Genomic DNA, 12,339 nt, shown 5'->3' with positions numbered 1-12,339 from the left:
CTGTGGATAAGTGTCGCCATCCTGTGGATAACTGCCTACGTCACGTGGGTAACCAGGCTAAACAGCACCGCCACGAAGAAAAGCAGGCTGGTGACCAGGCTGGCGCCCCACAACACGGGCGCCAGCACACTGCCCTGCTTTTCGCGGTAAAACAGCAACCCCAGCACCAGATTGCCGATGTAAAAGAACAAATTGAGCATGGGCAGCAGGAAAAGCTGCATGCGGTTGACCATTGGTAAGGCCTGGCCGTCTGGTGTGAAGCCCAAAGAGGCGCCCACCACCATGGGAGCCAGGGCACCCACCAAGATCAGCACCACCACCGCAGCAACTGCACCGGACACCAGCAGACCACGCGGCAAGCGCTGCGCCCAAGCCTCTGCCAGCACAAAAGAAGGCATCACCGAATACGCCGCCAGCGGGCGCAGGCTGCCGCGTTCGGACTGGCGCTTGTAGGTGGCCACGAAGGCGGCGGGATCCTCAGGCGAGATAACCACCACGCCATCCTTGGTGCCCAGCAATACCAGCTTTTGGGGATCAGCGGCCATAAACTCCACCGTGCCCAGCTCGGCATCGCTATATTGGCCCATCAGCACGCCAGACCACGGCCAGCCGGGCGGCGTCAGAGAACTCTCCAGCTCCTCCGCCCGGGCCACGTCGACGATATGCGCATAGGGCAAATCCAGTTGGCGCAGCCCCCAACTGAGGCGCAGGCCGTCACGCCCCAACCAATAGGCCGACTGCAGCAAGCCATAGAGGCGATAGAACAGAATGGGCAACGGCAGCGCGCAAAGTAAGGCCACCACCACCAGCAGGATGACACCCAGCCCAGGCGGCTGGTCCAGCGCCGCGCTCAGGCAGACCACTAAAATGCTGGTGGCCAGCAAAGCCGCCGCGCCGTGCAGCAACAGACCACGGCGGCGTGGCGGCGAGAACAAGACCCAGTTTCCGCTCGAAGGAACGTCCATTGAACTCCGTTATGTTAATCCAAAAGACGGCAAATTGGCCCGCTGGAGGGATGCGAAGGCGCTTCAGCTTGACCCTGACTATGCGCCCATATACAATTCGCATGTGTCTTTGCTGCATCCTCCGGCCAACCCCTCACCCAACCAGTCCAAAGCATGGGCCCAACGTCTCAAGGCGTTTGGCCTGGGGCGGCTGGCGGCCGCCTGTTTGCAGGCCGGGCGTGCCCTGACGCCGTTGGCGGCGCAGGCGCTCTACATCACCCAACCCCTGGCCAGCCCCTGGCTCTCCAAACAGGCGTTGGGTGACTTGGCGCAACTTTTGGAAGAACCCGAGCAGACCGCCGCTTTTATTCAATGGCTGCAGGACGAATCTGAATGACTTTCTCGGCTGAGCATTTGGTGGCTCTGGCTTTATTCTTGTTGTTGCTGCTCTCCTTTGTGGGAAGAGACAACCCCAAACGCGCCTTTCGTTCCATCCCCGCCTTTAAAGAACTGCGCCGCACCATCCAGCTCTCCGTGGAAGATGGCTCCCAACTGCAGATCAGCCTGGGTCACGGCGGCCTGTTGGGGCCGCACAGTGCGGCCGCCTTTGCCGGCCTGACCCTGCTTAACCAGATGGCGGACACCGCTGCAGACAGCGATCAGCCGCCCATCGCCACCGGCGGTGACGCCACGCTGATGCTGCTGGCGCAGGATACGCTGCGCCACGCTTACTGGCGGCTCAAACTGCCGGAACAGTACCATCCCCACCTGGGCCGAGTGACCGGGCTGACGCCGTTCTCCTACGCCGCCGGCAGCCTGGCATTGATCCTGGACGGCTCCGTGTCCGCCAGTGCGCTGGTGGGCCACCACGGCCAGGAAGCCGGCCTGATCAGCAGCGCCAGCCAGCTGCGCGGCGCTTTCGTGCTGGGCGGCAGCCCAGACCTGAGCGGGCAGGCGCTGCTCTATGCCAGCGCGGAGGAGCCGCTGCTGGGCGAAGAGCTGTACGCGGCCGGCGCCTACTCGCAAGCCGGGCCGGCCCACCAGGCCAGCCTGCGAGCCCAAGATGTGCTGCGCTGGGTGATCATCATCGCCATTCTGATCAGCGCCGGGCTGCCCCTGCTGGAGAGCCTGCTGTGACCCGGCGGTTTAGCCTGCCGATCGCCGCGGCCGTGGCAGTGCTGGGCGGCGGCTTTGTCCTGGTCAGTCTGCTGATGCCAGGCCTGGAGGAAATGCACAGCCGCGTGCTGAACTGGGCGGTGCTTTTGGCGGCCTTGGCGCTGCTGCTCGGCTTGGCCAACCTGTTTCAGGTGCACTGGCAAAAAATTCGAGAGGGCGACCAACGCTTCTACAGCACGGTGCTGCTTGCTGCCATGCTGGCCACCTTCGGCATTACCCTATGGGAGGGCAGCCGGGCGGAAATCCCCATGTGGATATTTAGCCACATTCAACTGCCCATTGAAACCAGCCTGATGGCCGGCTTGGCCGCCAGTCTGACATTGGCGGCCGCCCGCCTGGTGCAACGGCGCAATACGCCGCTGGGCTATACGTTTTTGGTCACGCTATTTATTCTGCTATTGGGCAGCGGCCCACTTTTTGGGCAAGAAATCCCCTTTTTGACCCAAAGAGTAGCGCCGACCATCAACAACTTCCTGGCTACCGGGGCCATGCGCGGTCTGCTGATCGGCGTGGCGTTGGGCAGCATGCTCACCGGCCTGCGGGTGCTGATCGGCGCCGACCGGCCCTACGGTGGTTAAGCGCGCATGAGCCACGGCCACCACGACCCTGAAGACAACCTGCCGGAGTGGCTGCGCGCCCTGCGCCGCCAGCAGGAAGAGCAAGCCGGCCAGTCGGAGCCCGCCGCGGCGCCCGACCCGGCTGAGGAGCCGGACTGGCTGCAAGAGATCCGGCAGCGCTACCGCCCGGGGGCAACCAAAGCTGAGTCGCAGGAACCCACCGTGGGACCGTCAGAAGAAGCGCCGGCCCCCGCGCTGCAAGACACCCAGCCTCAGCTGCCGCTGCGCCTGGAACGCGAGGGTGAAGGGGAACCCCTAGCCGAAGAACTGGCAGAACCTCCCGAACCCTGGCTGCCTTTTGAAGCTGAAGAACCGCTTGAGATTGAACCAGTGGATGAAGCCCTGGAATTGGCCGAACCTGAAGCGCGGCAGTTATATGACGATAACCAAGAGGCTGAGCTGGCAGAGGACAACCTTGAACTGCCGGCGACGCCCGCCTTCATTGATGAAAGCGATGAGGCAGTTTTCCCCAGCACACCGGCTTTTTCCGAGGACCCCGATGACCTGCTAACGGAGCGGGGCTGGCTGGAATCTCTACGCCCGATCGAAGATTTTCCCCATGAGGATGCCCGTTCAGCCGCCATGCTGCCCGAAGGGCCGCAGCAGGAAGGCCCGTTGGCAGGGCTGAGTGATGTGCTGCCCACCAGCCACCTGGTGGGCCAGATCGGCAAATCGGTCGAGTACTCCACCCGCCTGCAGGTCACCGGCAGCCAGCGGCAACACGCCGCCGTCTTGCAGGAACTGCTGCAAAGCGAAGAGCAGCGCACCGCTAACCCCGTGGAGCGTCCTTTAGGCAACCGGCTGTTGGGGCTGCTGGGCAGCCTTTTGCTTATAACCGCGGTGCTTATCCCTCTGGTGACTGGGTCGCAGTCCGCTGGCCGGCCAGACTCTACACTGGCCCCTGAAGTACGCAATATTTTCAATAGCATTGATGTGCTCCCGGCGGGTGCGCCGGTACTGGTGGCCTTTGACCTGCAACCGGCGCAATACGGCGAAGTGGCCCCGGCGGTTTCAGCGGTATTGGGTCACTTGCTGGATAAGCAGGCCCGGCTGGTCCTGCTCTCTACGCAGGAAAGCGGCGCAGCACTGGCAGAACGCCTGCTGGCAGAGCATCTGGGCAATACACCTCTGGTTTCCACCGGCAGCTATGTCAATCTAGGCTATCTTGCCGGCGGCAGTGCTGCCTTACGCAGCCTGACCAGCGACCCGCGCGGGGTAATTCTCAGCGGCCCGGGGCGCAGCGACCCCTGGCAAACGCCTGCGCTGCAATCCATCCAGCATCTGCGTGACTTCGCCATGATCCTGGTGATCGCCAGCGATGGGGACAGCGTGCGCGTTTGGATCGAACAAGCGGGCACAGAACTCCCCGCCGGTTTGTACGCCATCACCAGCGCCCAGGCCCAACCCCTGCTGCGCACTTATCTGCAGAGCAGCCCACCCAGCCTGCGCGGGCTGGTCAGCGGCGTGTCCGGAGCGGTAATTTACGAACGGTTGCGCGGCGATGTGGGCCTGGGCCGCCACTATTGGGACGCCTACAGCTACGGGCTGGGCGCCATGGTGCTGGTGATCTTGTTCGGCAGCCTCTACAGCCGCCTGGCACAAACCACAGAACCCAAACCTGCCAAGCCGGGAGCCCCAAGTGGCGCTTGATCTGAATTTCTTCGGACTGGTGCTGGCGGCTGTGCTCAGCCTGTTGGCGCTCTCCTATGTCTTTGGCGAGCACCCGCTCTTCCGCGTGGTGCTGTATCTGTTCATTGGTGTCTCGGCGGGGTATGCCGCCGCCGTGGTGGTGCAGGACGTGCTCCTGCCCCAGTTAGTCTTCCCAGTGCTGGATGAGCTGTTCGGCACACCCACCCTGGACCTGGGTGAGTTGGGTATCCGTGTGGCACTGGCCCTTTTGCTGCTGGCCAAGCTCTTTCCCAAAACCGCCCGTCTGGGCAATCCGGCCACGGCCTTGCTGGCCGGGGTGGGAGCCGCCCTGGCCGTGGCCGGCGCGGCGCAGGGCACTATCCTGCCCCAGGTAGCGGCCACTCGCAACATTTTCGACGTGACCACCTTGCAACTGGCCCTGCAAGGCGGCTACTATCTGGACGCGATGGAGGTCATTTTCAGCGGCCTGCTGCTGGTATTGGCCAGCGTGAGCACCCTGGCCTATTTCCATTTCGGCGCCACAAGCCGCGGCAAGCAGGAGCCGCAGCGCAGCCTGCTGATTGATTCGCTGGCCTGGCTGGGCAGCTTCTTCATTGCCATCGCCCTGGCGGCCTTGTTCCACGGTGTGCTGCTGGCCGCGCTGGGTGCGTTGGTGGAACGCCTGGACTTCTTGCAAAGCACGCTGCGGCTGCTGTTGGGGATGCCATGAACGAGCCTGTGCAACACGGCCAATCCCTGATCGCCATTGATGTGGGCAGCGCCAACACCCGCGCCCACTTCTTTGACGTCGTCGAAGGGCGCTATCGCTTCCTGGCCACTGGTGAAGTGCCCAGCACCGGCGGCGCGCCGGCCTTTGACATCAACCTGGGTGTGCTAGAGGCGCTCAACCGCCTGCAGGAACTGATTGGGCGCACATTGGTCTCCAGCGAAGGGCTGCACATTTCTCCGGACAACGAAGGCGGAGTAGGCGCCAATGCGGTCAGCGCCAGCTTCTCCGCCGGGCAGCCGGTCAAACTGGTGACGGTCGGCCTGCTCGAAGGCGTTTCCCTGGACAGCGTCAACAAGCTGGCGGGGTCAAACTATTGCCAAGTGGTGGGCAGCTTTAACCTGAATGATCGCCGCAAGCCTGAAGCCATTATTGATTCGATCTGCCAAAGCCTGCCGGACATCATCCTGATGGCGGGCGGCACCAACCGCGGCGCCTCACGCTCGGTGGTGCGCCTGGCCAACTACATTGCCCTGGCGCTCAAGCTGATCCCCGAAAGCAGCCGTCCGCAGGTACTGTTCGCCGGCAACGAAAGCCTGGCTGAAGAGCTGGACCAATTGCTGGGGGCGCTGACCGGGGTGCACCATGCGCCCAACATTCGCCCCAGCCTGGACCAGGAAAACCTGACGCCCGCAGAACAGAAATTACGCGAACTGGCTTTTGATGTGCAAGCCAAACGGCTGACCGGCCTGCAGGAATTCCGAGGGCTGGCGGAAGGCGAACTGTATCCGTCGGCCGCCGCCCTGGGCCGCATTGTGCGCTTCTTCAGCACGGTGGTGGACCCGCCCAAGGGCGTACTGGGGGTTGACCTGGGTGCGGCTCACACCACGGTGGCGGCCGCTTTTGGCGGCGACCAGCGTTTACGCGTCTTTTCGGACTTGGGCATTGGCGGCAGCCTGAGCGGCATGCTGGCAGAAACACACCTTTCGCAGATCATGCGCTGGATTCCCTACGATCTGAGCGACGAAGCCGTCTTGGACTATTTGCACAACAAGCCACTCTTCCCCAACAGTCTGCCCACTTCGCTGGAGGAACTCGCCATCGAACAGGCTGCTGCGCGCCAGGTGATGCGCCTGGCGATTGGCAAGAGCTTGGCGCTCCTGCCACCAGACGCGATTTATCCTTTGCCTGGCACCGTGCCCTGGTTTGACCGTGTGCTGGTCAGCGGAGCGGCGGTCAGCCGGGCGCCGCGGCTGGAGCAGAGCTTGATGATGATCCTGGATGCTCTGCAGCCCGTAGGCATCGCCACCATCATTCTTGACCAGAACAACCTCGGTGCCTCCTTAGGCGCAGCCGCCGGGTTGGATGCGCTGCTTGCCGTGCAGGTGCTGGAAAGCAATGCCTTCATGAACCTGGGCACGGTCATCTCGCCGGTCGGTCGCGGCCGCGGCGGGCCGCTGCTGCGCATTCAAGTGGTGCGCAATGGGCAGAAAGAGCCCGTAGTGGATGTGCACGAAGGCGGCCTGCGCGTCATCCCGCTGCCGCAGGGCCAGGTGGCCGACCTGTATGTGCAGCCTCTGCAAAACGTGAATATTGGCCTGGGGCCGGGCCGAGGCGGTTGGGTGCGCCGAGTGGTGGGCGGCGCCTTTGGCCTGGTGATCGATGCGCGCGGCCGGCCCATTCAGGTGCCCAGCGCATTCAACCAACGCCGTGAAGCCCTGCTTGCCTGGCAAGAGGCTTTGAGGAGCTGAGATGCCCAACAGTCCCTTAGCTCCCATCAGCTACATGCAGCCCCTCATCCGGCTGCGCCGCACCCGGCGCCTGGATACCGAGGGCGAGGTGCTGGTCAGTGTGGGCCAGACGGTGGCCTCCGGCGAGCCGATTGCCCGCGGCACCCTGGCGGGCGGGCACCTGATGCTGGACGCGACCAGGGCTTTGGGCTTGCCGCCAGAACGAGCCCAGCGAGAAATCCTGCGCCAGCCTGGTGAGCAAGTCGAACCAGGTGATATTCTGGCGGGACAGCGCAAGGTCGGGGCGCGGCAGTTGCGCGCTCCCGTGGCCGGCGCCATCGCGGCGATCAGCGAGGGCCAGATCCTGCTGCAGGTCAACGACGAGCGTTCATTCCTGCCCGCGCGAGTTCCCGGGCAAATCGTAGACGTACACCCGGGGTACGGCGCAACCATTGAATTTCGCGGCGCCTGGGTGCAGGGTGTGTGGGGCAACCGCCAACTGGCAGAAGGTTACTTGCATATAGTGGGCGAAGGCGGCACACAGCTGCTGACTGCCGACCAGGTGGATATGAACTTGCGTGGTGCCATTTTGGTGGCCGGGCGCTGCGAACAAGCCCAGTCTTTGGAACTGGCAGCCCAAGTGCCGATCCGCGGGCTCATTCTGGGCAGCCTGGCCACCCACCTCGGCCCGCTGGCGGCCAAGCTGCCTTATCCACTCATTTTGATAGAAGGCTTTGGCTCCACGCCCCTGAATAGCGAAGCCTATCGCCTGTTGAGCCAGTTGGAGAACGAAGTGGCCACGCTCAACGCGCAAAAATCTGATCCGGCCACTGGTGACCGGCCTGAAGTGCTGATCCCTGTCAAAGATGCAGGCATCCCGCCTGAGGCGCTGCCCCCGCAAAGTTTCCGGGCAGGCCAATCGGTGCGCGTCCTGGTAGGGCCACAGAAGGGCTTGCTGGGCGAGATCCTATCCATTTCCCTGGCGGGGGTGCCCTTGCCCAGCGGCTTACGCGCCTCTGCCGCTGAAATAGTACTAGAGGATGGCAGTCAGATCAGAGCACCGCTGGTAAACTTGGAGCTTCTGGGGTAACTTCCCCAAAGGATCTGCATGCTCGACGATCTTGATCTGGATATCCCCGAAGCTGGACCTCCGCCCAAAAAGCCTGCGAATCGCGGTTTCATCACCATCGTAGCGGTGATGGGCGGCTTGATGCTGTTGGCCCTGCTGGCCATGGTTTATTACGCCATGGTGGTCTTGCCTCAGCAACGTGCCGCCCTGCCGCAGGCGACCCCGGCCGTCGAACTAACCGAAACACAAATTGTTGCCGAGATCCAGGCAACCGGCAGCGCCCAGCCGACCAACACGGGCACCCCTGAGCCGAGCAGCACCAACACGCCGCGGCCCACGGCCACAGAAACCCTGGTGCCCACTCAGATCACGCCCATCTTCACCAGTGCCGCACAGGCCGCCGAAAATGATGCCACCGCCACTGTGCATGCCCTGCTGACCCAGGCGGCGCTGGCGCAGACCGAAGCAGTGGCCGGAACGCCGGAAGCCGGCGAGGCGGCCAGTGGAGAGGCTTCGGCGACACCCACTGCCACTGTGACGCCCAGCGCTCTGCCGCAGAGCGGCTTCGCCGATGAAGTCGGCGTGCCGGGTTTGCTTGCCGCGGCGGCTATGCTGCTCTTCTTGATCTTTACTGCGCGGCGTCTGCGCACCGCATAACCGAGACCCCAAGAACGATGATCAAACTGAAGCTAATTTCACCTGCAGGTCTCTTCTTCTACCTGCTTCGCAGAAACGACAAAGTCTGGGGATCTTTGTCGCCAACGGAGAAAGAGCTTATCCTCCAAAATAACTCTAGGCACAATCAGGAGCGCCCAACCTACGCAAACCCTGCCTTATACAAGGGTGGGGCTTCCTATGATTCAGTTGACCCTGAACCATTGGATTTAAAAACTCAGTCTTTTAAAGAGTTTTTGCAGGATATCGCTCCAACTTCCGTTCTTGAGATTGGCCCTGGCAGTGGACAGTTAACCAAATACATAGTGCAAACGCCCTCTGTAGAAAAATACACTGCCGTAGACATTAACAAAGCCTTTCTGGATTATCTGCAACCTCGCCTTGCAAAGGCACAAAAAGATAAACCAGAGTTCTCTTACAAGTTGCTGGCTGGAGACATAAACGAGATCGATTTAGGTACGGAAAAATATGACGCTATCGTATTCCTCAGCGCGGTTCATCACATTCCTGATCGACTAAGGCTCTTTAGCCTTCTAAGCTCTCTTCTCAAAGATGACGGGAGGATATACACTCAGGAACCTGCGCATTACATCCCGCGGCAACTGTATTTATTCAAGAAGTTTATGCGCACATACAGGCACAAAGGCTATTGGTCTAATTCTGAGAATTACGGTACTCATCATTTTTGTACTATTGAAGAATTTGAAGAAATTGCTTCCCGCTTGGATCACCTGGAAATTTCAAGTTGTTATTTCTTTAGAATAAATTTTCCGTTTCCGAACTTGATCAAAAAGATTCTGGTAAAGGGTTTGCTTGCTTTTGGTAAACACCCAGAACTTGATGGGACTTTTAGCACGCATAGCCGAAAATCTCTCTTGCATTACTTCGCAGATGAGATCATTGTCCAGTTTCATCGTCCCAGCAAACTTTAGATCAACGCCGCCAATTTCCCTATCACCGTTCGGGCTACTTCGTCTTTGCTCATCAGCGGCAATTCCTCCGCGCCCTGTTTGCTCACCAGCACGACCCGGTTGGTGTCCACCTCAAAGCCGGCATCGCTGGCGCTGATGTCGTTAGCCACAATCATGTCGACCTGCTTGGCCTCCAGCTTCTTCTGTGCGTTCTGAAGCAGGTCCTGGCTTTCAGCGGCGAAACCGATGATGGTTTTGAGCTTCCGGCTGCGGGTTTTGGTCACCGCCGCCAGAATATCCGGGTTGGCAACCAGTTCAATTTGCGGCGCCCCTGCGGCGCGCTTGATCTTTTGGGCCGCACTGGTCTTGGGCCGGAAGTCGGCCACGGCGGCGGCCATCAGCAACGCATCGGCGTCTTTGGCCTGCTTGAGGACTTCAGCCAGCATCTCCTCGGCGCTGCGCACCGGGCGCAGCTCTGCGCCGGTGGGAGCGGCCAGCGCAGTGGGGCCGGAGACCAGGGTGACCTCTGCGCCAGCATCCAACGCCGCCTGGGCCAATGCGTAGCCTTGCTTGCCTGAAGAACGGTTGGCAATGGCGCGCACCGGGTCTATCGCTTCCTGCGTGCCGCCAGCGGTCACCAGTATGCGGCGACCCGCCAGCGGGCCGTGCCGCGTGAGGATATAACGCGCCTGACCGGCGATGGCCGCTGGTTCCACCATGCGGCCCACACCAACCATACCGGAAGCCAGATGGCCGCTCTGCGGGCCAAGAATATGGGCGCCGCGCTCAGCCAGTTGGGCCAGGTTAGCCTGCGTGGCCGAGCTCGTATACATATCGCCATCCATGGCCGGAGCCAACACCCAGGGCGCGCGGCCGGTAAGGGCGGCTAAGGTCAGCAGGTTATCTGCCCGCCCCTGGGCCAATTTTGCCAGGGTATTGGCGGTGGCCGGGGCCACCAGGATCAAGTTGGCCTCTTTGCCGAGGCGCACATGCAACACATGGCCTTCGTTGCCCCACAGGTCGGCATCCACATAGGCGCGCCGTCCGGTGACAGACTGGAAGGTGAGCGGAGTGATGAACTGGGCGGCCGCGGCGGTCAATACCACGTCCACCTCGGCGCCCAACTGGGTCAGCTTGGAGGCCAAGTCCGCCGCTTTGTAGCTGGCGATGGAGCCTGTGACCCCCAGAACAATGCGTTTTTCCGTCAACACACTCATGCCCTAATCGCTCCCGTCCAAACGAGTAACAATCGCATCTGCCAAACGGACTGCCGCACCTGGGTCTAGTTCGAGGAACAGATACGGCTCAATCAGTTCCAGCTCCATCAGCAGCAGTTTGCCCTGGCGTTCAATGGCGTCCACGCGCGCATAGAGCAGGTCTGCCTCAATGGCCTCCAAGACGGCAGCCGCCTGCCCCACCAGGGCGGCTGGAGCCTCTGCCGCCGCGGCGCGGCCGCCAAAATCACGTTGCACGCGGAAATCGCCGGCCTGGGGCTGCTTGATCACGGCATGGCTGAACTGGTGATCAAAGAAGAGCAAAGACCACTCACCCTGGCTCTGAATTTCCGGGGCGAATGATTGCACAATCACGCCTCCAGCCCGCAGCATTTCGGCGAACCTGGGCTGCAACTCGACTGCAGTGGATGGGTCTACTCGCAGGGTTTCATGAGCCGCAGCGGAGATCGTCGGTTTGATGACACCCTGTTGCCAGCCTTTCTCGGCAAGCAAAGCTGACAGATCGACTTGCGCGCCCTGCGGCAGCCAGACCGAGGGCAGCACCGCCACGCCTGCCTCTTGCAAGTCGCTCAGATACATCTTGTCCATATTCCAACGCAACACATCCACGGGGTTGGCCACATGCACCTTGGCGGCATCCAGCCTGTCCAGCCAAGCGGTGAACTCTGCGGCGCGCAGGTGGTAATCCCAGGTGGAGCGCAGCACTACCAGATCGTAGGCTGCCCAATCCACCGCCGGGTCATCCCAGCAACAGCCATCCACACGCTGGTCGCGCTCGCGCAGAACATCTGCTGCCAGGGCATCCCCATCCGTCAGGTTGGGAAAGCTCTTGTCCGTGGCAAAGGCAATTCGGGCCATCAGCGATTCAGTCCCCATACAATGCGCAAACCGTCCAGAGTCAGCCAGGGCGCCAGGATCTCGATCACGTCGGTCTCATTGGCGATCAGCTCGGCCAAGCCGCCCGTGCCAATCACTTTCATGCCCTCGCCCAGCTCGGCGCGGAAGCGGGCTACCAAGCCTTCCACCAGGCCCACATAGCCAAACAGCAGGCCTGACTGCAGGGCGTGGGTAGTGTTGCGGCCCACCGCCGAAGGCGGCCTTTGCAAATCCACGCGGCTCAGTTTGGCCCCGGCGGAAAACAGCGCCTCGGCGGCGATGCCAATGCCGGGAGCAATCGCCCCGCCCAGGTATTCGCCGTCGGCGGTGATGGCGTCAAAGGTGGTGCCCGTGCCAAAGTCCACCACGCAGGCCGGGCCGCCGTATAGTTGCTGCACGGCGGCGCAGTCCACGATGCGGTCTGCGCCTACGGCGCGGGGATCCTCGTACAACACGCGTACGCCAGTCTTAACCCCAGCGTCCACCACGAGCGGGTCGTGCTGCAAATAATTGCGGCAGGCTTCCACGATCTTGCCGGTCAGCGGCGGCACCACCGACGCCATACAGACGCCTCCCAATTGGGCAACATCTATGCCTGCATGGTTAAGCATGCCCACAAACTGCAAACCATACTGATCGGGCATGCTGCGGTGGTCCGTGGCAATCCGCCAGCGGGCTCCCAGCGTATCGCCGTCATACAGCCCCAAAGTAACGTTGGTATTGCCCACGTCAACAGCTAAAAGCATAGTG

13 protein-coding genes are annotated in these 12,339 nt (G+C 61.8%); 9 read left to right on the top strand and 4 right to left on the bottom strand.

What is annotated here, in order from left to right; all coding sequences use genetic code 11:
• Positions 1-35 precede the first annotated feature (35 nt).
• Entirely contained in the window at positions 36-965 is a 930-nt protein-coding gene (locus tag KF885_04415; GenBank protein ID MBX3048396.1) for a hypothetical protein, read from the bottom strand.
• Positions 966-1,068: 103 nt separating this feature from the next.
• Between KF885_04415 and KF885_04410 the strand changes: the two genes are divergently transcribed.
• From KF885_04410 to KF885_04370, 9 genes are read left to right on the top strand one after another with little or no spacing between them, the layout of a single operon-like run.
• A complete protein-coding gene (locus tag KF885_04410; GenBank protein MBX3048395.1) occupies positions 1,069-1,341 on the top strand; it encodes a hypothetical protein in 273 nt (90 codons plus the stop codon).
• Entirely contained in the window at positions 1,338-2,081 is a 744-nt protein-coding gene (locus tag KF885_04405) for a hypothetical protein (protein MBX3048394.1), read from the top strand. The genes KF885_04410 and KF885_04405 overlap by 4 nt, the downstream gene beginning before the upstream one ends.
• Positions 2,078-2,698, top strand: coding sequence for a hypothetical protein (locus KF885_04400; GenBank protein MBX3048393.1), 621 nt, complete (start codon positions 2,078-2,080; stop codon positions 2,696-2,698). Before KF885_04405 ends, KF885_04400 begins: the two co-directional genes overlap by 4 nt.
• Before the next feature lie 6 nt (positions 2,699-2,704).
• Positions 2,705-4,387, top strand: a complete 1,683-nt coding sequence (locus KF885_04395) for a hypothetical protein (protein MBX3048392.1) — start codon at positions 2,705-2,707, stop codon at positions 4,385-4,387.
• Complete coding sequence (locus tag KF885_04390) at positions 4,377-5,096, top strand: hypothetical protein (GenBank protein MBX3048391.1); 720 nt, start codon at positions 4,377-4,379, stop codon at positions 5,094-5,096. The genes KF885_04395 and KF885_04390 overlap by 11 nt, the downstream gene beginning before the upstream one ends.
• Positions 5,093-6,844 (top strand): glutamate mutase L, encoded by a 1,752-nt coding sequence (locus tag KF885_04385; GenBank protein MBX3048390.1) that lies wholly within the window; start codon positions 5,093-5,095, stop codon positions 6,842-6,844. The genes KF885_04390 and KF885_04385 overlap by 4 nt, the downstream gene beginning before the upstream one ends.
• Position 6,845: 1 nt before the next feature.
• Positions 6,846-7,913, top strand: a complete 1,068-nt coding sequence (locus tag KF885_04380) for a KOW motif-containing protein (protein MBX3048389.1) — start codon at positions 6,846-6,848, stop codon at positions 7,911-7,913.
• A gap of 18 nt (positions 7,914-7,931) precedes the next feature.
• A complete protein-coding gene (locus KF885_04375; protein MBX3048388.1) occupies positions 7,932-8,549 on the top strand; it encodes a hypothetical protein in 618 nt (205 codons plus the stop codon).
• Positions 8,550-8,566: 17 nt separating this feature from the next.
• Positions 8,567-9,499: a class I SAM-dependent methyltransferase gene (locus KF885_04370; protein MBX3048387.1), complete on the top strand. Its 933-nt coding sequence runs from the start codon at positions 8,567-8,569 to the stop codon at positions 9,497-9,499.
• Here the strand turns inward: KF885_04370 and coaBC are convergent.
• From coaBC to KF885_04355, 3 genes are read right to left on the bottom strand one after another with little or no spacing between them, the layout of a single operon-like run.
• Positions 9,496-10,695, bottom strand: coding sequence for a bifunctional phosphopantothenoylcysteine decarboxylase/phosphopantothenate--cysteine ligase CoaBC (coaBC, locus tag KF885_04365; protein ID MBX3048386.1), 1,200 nt, complete (start codon positions 10,693-10,695; stop codon positions 9,496-9,498). The genes KF885_04370 and coaBC overlap by 4 nt on opposite strands.
• A 3-nt stretch (positions 10,696-10,698) precedes the next feature.
• Positions 10,699-11,589 carry a hypothetical protein gene (locus tag KF885_04360; protein MBX3048385.1) on the bottom strand — a complete coding sequence of 297 codons (891 nt, stop codon included), beginning with the start codon at positions 11,587-11,589 and terminating at the stop codon, positions 10,699-10,701.
• Positions 11,571-12,335: a type III pantothenate kinase gene (locus KF885_04355; GenBank protein MBX3048384.1), complete on the bottom strand. Its 765-nt coding sequence runs from the start codon at positions 12,333-12,335 to the stop codon at positions 11,571-11,573. The genes KF885_04360 and KF885_04355 overlap by 19 nt, the downstream gene beginning before the upstream one ends.
• Positions 12,336-12,339 lie beyond the last annotated feature (4 nt).

It is taken from the genome of Anaerolineales bacterium, assembly GCA_019637805.1.
In the GTDB taxonomy this organism is placed as follows: Bacteria; Chloroflexota; Anaerolineae; order Anaerolineales; family UBA11579; genus JAMCZK01.
Note: the sequence above shows the minus strand (reverse complement) of the source record. Positions and strands in the feature narration are given on the sequence as shown.

Bases quoted from the DNA above. Each gene is read 5' to 3' on its own strand.
- KF885_04415 (MBX3048396.1), bottom strand. From the start codon at position 965: ATGGACGTTCCTTCGAGCGGAAACTGGGTCTTGTTCTCGCCGCCACGC.
- KF885_04405 (MBX3048394.1), top strand. From the start codon at position 1,338: ATGACTTTCTCGGCTGAGCATTTGGTGGCTCTGGCTTTATTCTTGTTG.
- KF885_04395 (MBX3048392.1), top strand. From the start codon at position 2,705: ATGAGCCACGGCCACCACGACCCTGAAGACAACCTGCCGGAGTGGCTG.
- KF885_04385 (MBX3048390.1), top strand. From the start codon at position 5,093: ATGAACGAGCCTGTGCAACACGGCCAATCCCTGATCGCCATTGATGTG.
- KF885_04380 (MBX3048389.1), top strand. From the start codon at position 6,846: ATGCCCAACAGTCCCTTAGCTCCCATCAGCTACATGCAGCCCCTCATC.
- KF885_04375 (MBX3048388.1), top strand. From the start codon at position 7,932: ATGCTCGACGATCTTGATCTGGATATCCCCGAAGCTGGACCTCCGCCC.
- KF885_04370 (MBX3048387.1), top strand. From the start codon at position 8,567: ATGATCAAACTGAAGCTAATTTCACCTGCAGGTCTCTTCTTCTACCTG.
- coaBC (MBX3048386.1), bottom strand. From the start codon at position 10,695: ATGAGTGTGTTGACGGAAAAACGCATTGTTCTGGGGGTCACAGGCTCC.
- KF885_04360 (MBX3048385.1), bottom strand. From the start codon at position 11,589: ATGGGGACTGAATCGCTGATGGCCCGAATTGCCTTTGCCACGGACAAG.
- KF885_04355 (MBX3048384.1), bottom strand. From the start codon at position 12,335: ATGCTTTTAGCTGTTGACGTGGGCAATACCAACGTTACTTTGGGGCTG.